Origin of the sequence: Candidatus Latescibacter sp. (assembly GCA_030692375.1) — a bacterium.
Lineage (GTDB): Bacteria > Latescibacterota > Latescibacteria > Latescibacterales > Latescibacteraceae > JAUYCD01.
The window spans coordinates 1-5,185 of sequence record JAUYCD010000225.1 but is presented as its reverse complement, the minus strand read 5'-3'; the positions used below and the strand labels follow the sequence as shown (position 1 = coordinate 5,185).

Below are 5,185 nucleotides of genomic sequence, written 5' to 3'. Positions count from 1 at the left end.
AACGGGTTCTGGTCTACGATGGAAAAACTCGAAAATGATTTGTCAACCGCGTTGCTTGAGGTCTCAGAAGATAAAAAAACCATTCAAAAACTAGTGGGTTTCCAATGGGCTATATTTTAATGATTGGTAGCGAATTAGTATAAGACATCTTTCATGAATATCCCCCTGTCACTAAGGGTGACATCCCCCTTATTAAGGGAGATAATCGAAATTGATTTTTTTTAAAAGGAAGAATTCGATGATCAAATCGCTTCACTTTTCCCCCCTTAACAAGGGGGGATGCCGAAGGCAGGGGGGATTTTTCAGCACGAAGAATTGCATGGCACAAATCCGATGGAAGGCGGCAATTCTCACCGTAGCGATTTGCATCGCTGCTTCATGGAGCGGATGCATTTTCGCTGCCGAATCGAACGGTTTTTCCTTTGTCAATATTTCCGATGTTCATATTCCGGCCTACGGGTTTGCCATCGGGCAGCCTCTCGATGAAACAAGCCTGATGCAGATGCAGAATCCCCAGCGTTTGCAACAATTGGTAGGGGAATGCCTGGCAATGGAGCCGAAGCCGGCTTTTGTCATAAACTCAGGCGATACAGGGGATGCCGGATGGACGCCGCTGCTAAAGCTGTATCAGAAGCTTATGCAGCCGCTTGTCTTGGCCGGGATACCCGTATACACAGTGGTGGGAAACCATGATCTGGATTATGCGGGGATCGGCGCCCAGGATCTGGGGGAAATATTCGATCCGCTCGGGCCGGCGTTGATCGGGCGCCACGGTACGAGATATTCTTTCGACTACGGCGGCTGCCACTTCATATTTTTGAACATCCGGCCGATCAGCGGCCTGATACGGCTCACTCCGACTGATATTGCATGGCTGAGCAACGACCTGCGTGCAGTAAAAAAGGACCGGCGCATCCTGCTCTTCATGCATGCCAACGTGCCGGAAGAAGATACCAGCCACATCGTGGAATTGCTGCAGCCTTTCAAATATCCCGTCATATTCCAGGGACACACACATAATGATGCGATTACAAAGTGGGGAGGTGTGCCGGTTGTTGTGACCGGATCGCTCTATGGCGGCACTCCCAAAGCCGGAAGCTACCGGGTGGTGACTGTGCAGCCGGACAGGATTCTCGTGCGGACCAGAGATTTCGCCAGGCCGGCCAGTACTTATGAACCGAAACAGGCGGTGGAATTTCCGCAGTCCGGTCCGCGCTTAAAAGTCATGGCGCCGAAAAGTGATGCTCCCGTCAGCGGTAATCTCATAGTGACTGCGGGGACAGAGCCCGCTTTTCCGGGAGCCATGGAGTACTCGATCCCGGGATTCACCAAGTGGACGCCGATGACGGGCGGGAATGGGATGTGGAAGGCTTCAGCGCCCCTGCCGGTCACTCCCGGCCGCTACCTCTTGACGATTCGGTTCACAGGTGAAAATGGGGCAATTGTGCTGGCGCATACAATTTTCAAGGTTCAGGGAGAAAAGGTGCGTGAAATATGGACCAGGGATCTTGGTTCGGCTATACTGGGAGCGCCTGTAATCTGGGAGAATCTCGTGATAGTACCTACTATTGAAGGAGGAGTATACGCTTTACGGCTTGATAACGGCAAAGAGGTATGGCGCCGGAAGGCTGAACAGGAACAGATTCTCGGAAGAATTGTAACCGATGGCGTAAGGGTATATTACGGGGCGGGACGCACGGTGTATGCCTGTGATGCGAAGACAGGAAAGCCCCTGTGGCGGACTCCGGTAAACGGCGCCATTGTCGCCGGTTTGACCCTTGATAATGGGAAGCTGTTCGTACCGGCGGGAGAGCATAAGCTTGTATGCCTGGATACCCAAAAGGGCAAAATATTGTGGGATTATACCGTGGGCCTGCCGATCATCATGGAGCCGGCCGCAGAAGGAAACAGGGTGTTTTTCGGGGCAATGGACGGCTATTTTCGCGCCCTTGACGCTGAGACCGGCAAAGAGATATGGAAGAACCAGGTGTCGTCCCCGGAGGACAACTATACAACGGCGCCATTCTGGCCGCCGGTCATCGCCCGCGGCAAGGTTCTCGTGAGTAAAATCCCGGCCCAAAAAGATGAAAAGAATCTTATCGCTTTCAATGCATCCAACGGGAAAGTAGTCTGGTCCCTTCGATCGACAGGATCTCCGTACCGTCAGGCAGTGAATCCGAAAAAAGATGTGTTTTATACGACATCTGCTCAGAACGGGCGGAGAGGCCTGCAATGTCTTTCTCCGGAAGATGGTTCTCCATTGTCATTTCTGGAGACCGGCGTTGGGATGAGCGCCGGGATTGCATCCGGCAATACGCTGATCATACGTGATGATGATAAGGTCTGCTGTGTGGAAGCCTCTTCCGGTAAAGTGCAGTGGACGTATAGAGCATCCACCGGCCCGCAGGGATCGTATTATGGCCCCGGCGCATTCGCGGTCAGGGACAACCTGGTAATAGCCGGAACCATGGATGGCCGGGTTATTGCCTTGCAATGGTAGCCAGAAGATTTTTTCAATGCTTGTGTACCGATAGATGCCGAAACGGTTACATCGTTCCCGCGAAGCGGCAACAAGTTCGGCATGACACATGTCATCCTGAACTCGTTTCAGGATCTAACCACTCAAAACATTCGCACTTTTTTTGTGAAGGGAGGGAGCCACTTGACCGTTCGCGGGAGCATGAGAGAGTACCTGAAATACGATGTTTTTGCCTTCCTTTTCGGTTTCGGCGGAACTGTCAACGGCTCCATGACCTACTATCTGGGCATCCCGGTGGCCTACCTCACCTGGCTCGGAGCAAGCGCAACCCAGATAGGCGCGCTCACCACCATCATGTGGGCAGGATTCTCCCTGCCGCAGCTCTGGGCTGCCTATGCCAGTGAAAGAAAGCCGATCAAGAAGCATTTTATGGCGAAGGCGCTGTTCCTTTCCAGTTTAACATGGCTGGTTATCGGGGGAAGTATTCTCTTCTCTGGCGCCGCAAAACCGGGCTTTTCCATCTGGCTGTTTCTGGTTCTTTCAGCATGGGCGGTGTCGCTGGTCGGCATGTTCATGCCCGCGAATTTTTCCCTGATCTATAAGATAATTCCTACAGGGAAGCTCGGACACCTGATAGGAATCGTATTCGCCCTGCAATTTCTCGGCACTTTCTTCGGAGGGTTCGCGATCAAGGCGGTCAACGGCGCATTCCCTGAACCCTCCAATTACACTGTCCTTTTCCTCCTTACCTTTGCAATCTCTGTGGGAATAGCGCTTATCCTTCTCGGCATCGATGAGCCGGAAGGCGAACAGATCGCCGAAGAATCCTCATTCGGCGCATATCTGAAAAAATGCTTCGCCATTTTGAAATCTGACCGGCTTTTCGTCCGGTTCCTCGTGGCAAAATGGCTCATGAGCGGGCATTATGTGATCATGGCCTTTCTCCTGGTTTACCTGATCAAGTTCCGCGGGTTCGATCCCCTGAACGCCGGGTGGTTCAGTTCCCTGTATGCCCTCGGACTGGCCATCGCCGGTTTTACTCTCGCCAAAATTTCCGACCTGTACGGGCCGAAATACATGCTCATGACCTCCCAGCTTATCGCGCTTGTCTACATGATTATGATCTGGCTTATTCCGGGCAACAGCATGGTCATCCTTTTCATCGCCTTTGTTGTAACCGGCCTTGCCGAAATGTCGGATAACGTCGGCTACACCAATATGAGCATTTTATGCTGTCCCACTGAGGACAAATCCACCTATATAGCGGTTACCAATGTAGGAGTCACTCCATTCATGGTCATCCTCCCGGTGGTCACCGGCCGGCTGATCGACATGGGGATACTCACCTACCAGCGCACATTCGGGATCGTTATGGGTATGATGGTCGCGGCCATAGTGTATATTCTTCTTGTGGTCAGGAACCCGGAGGAATATGTGAGGATAAAATCTGAAAGATGAAGGATGAAAAGATTATCTCTTGTACTTTGTATCCCTCTTGCATGAAAGAAATCCCCCTGCCTGCCGGCATCCCCCTTGTTAAGGGGGACATATTTGCAGGGGCTAGTTTTACCTCCTTAATAAGGGGGTCGCCGCTAAATGCGGCGGGGGGATTTTAAAACCGGCAAGGGGCTGCACCCCTTTACCCCATATCAAGTGTCAAATATCAATAATCAAGTGTTCAATAAGTTCTCAGAGGCAGCTAACGGCGAACCACACGGAACCCTACGACGAAGTCCCCGGAGACCGGGTCGTAGGAGAGACGGATGGCCGACCGGCAATTGCTGACGTTGCCGATCCAACTACCGCCACGCAACACATGCTTTGTGCCAGTTTGTGCACCGATTGGATTAGTAGTAGGTGATGCGCTGTAACTCCCGTACCAGTCGCTGCACCACTCCCAAACATTCCCGCTCATGTCATACAAACCGAAGGGATTCTTCGGGTAGCTCTTTACATTCACAGGATGATTCGGTCCGTTATTCCAATAATTAGCCTTGTCCTTACTTCCGTCATCCGTTCCGTATATATACTGCTTCCCACCGCGGCAGGCATACTCCCATTCCGCCTCCCTCGGCAAATCCCATCCATAGTATTCAGAAAATGCTTTTGAACCGTACCACGTCACATACACAACCGGCCAATTCTCATGACCCGATGCCACGCTGAATACATTATTGCTATACGTTATCCAGCACCGGTTATTTGAATTAAAGATATCAGACAGATACATATAAATCTGCCCGTTATATGTACCCTTCGCACCAGTCACAATTGAACTCGTCGTCGTAATGTCACCGGAAGCCTTCGCAGCATTTAGATAGGCGCAATACTGCGAGTTCGTTATCTCCGCTTCGCTCATCTGAAACGAGCTCACCGTCACCATGTGCACAGGTCGGCATTCAGACCACAGGTCGCCCTTTTCATCCCCCATCTGGAACGTCCCGCCAGGAATGGTGACGAAGGTAATACCATGGATGATCTGGGAGGGTTGGGTTGAATCTGGCCCTGCCGATGTTTTTTTGCTGTACGCACCGAAAAGAACTAATGAAACCATGAAAAGCACCAGGGAAATCCGAACAGCCTTTTCCATAATCATATCTCCTTTTTATGGATAAAAGTTGCAGTATTATTCGGCTATTATGATAGTACATATATTCAAATTATTTTTTTTATATGCAAGGTGTTTTTTATAATGGAATAGATGGT

3 protein-coding genes are annotated in these 5,185 nt (G+C 51.0%); 2 read left to right on the top strand and 1 reads right to left on the bottom strand.

From position 1 onward, the window contains the following. The first annotated feature begins 319 nt into the window (after positions 1-319). A complete protein-coding gene (locus Q8O92_13760; GenBank protein ID MDP2984380.1) occupies positions 320-2,500 on the top strand; it encodes a PQQ-binding-like beta-propeller repeat protein in 2,181 nt (726 codons plus the stop codon). A 162-nt stretch (positions 2,501-2,662) separates the two neighbouring features. Beyond that, positions 2,663-3,937 carry an MFS transporter gene (locus Q8O92_13755; protein MDP2984379.1) on the top strand — a complete coding sequence of 425 codons (1,275 nt, stop codon included), beginning with the start codon at positions 2,663-2,665 and terminating at the stop codon, positions 3,935-3,937. 241 nt (positions 3,938-4,178) lie between these two features. Here Q8O92_13755 and Q8O92_13750 read toward each other — a convergent pair whose 3' ends face one another. Next, entirely contained in the window at positions 4,179-5,069 is an 891-nt protein-coding gene (locus Q8O92_13750) for a formylglycine-generating enzyme family protein (protein ID MDP2984378.1), read from the bottom strand. Positions 5,070-5,185: the final 116 nt, after the last annotated feature.

Excerpts from the sequence above, each read along its gene's own strand:
- Q8O92_13760 (MDP2984380.1), top strand. The coding sequence starts at position 320 with ATGGCACAAATCCGATGGAAGGCGGCAATTCTCACCGTAGCGATTTGC.
- Q8O92_13750 (MDP2984378.1), bottom strand. The coding sequence starts at position 5,069 with ATGGAAAAGGCTGTTCGGATTTCCCTGGTGCTTTTCATGGTTTCATTA.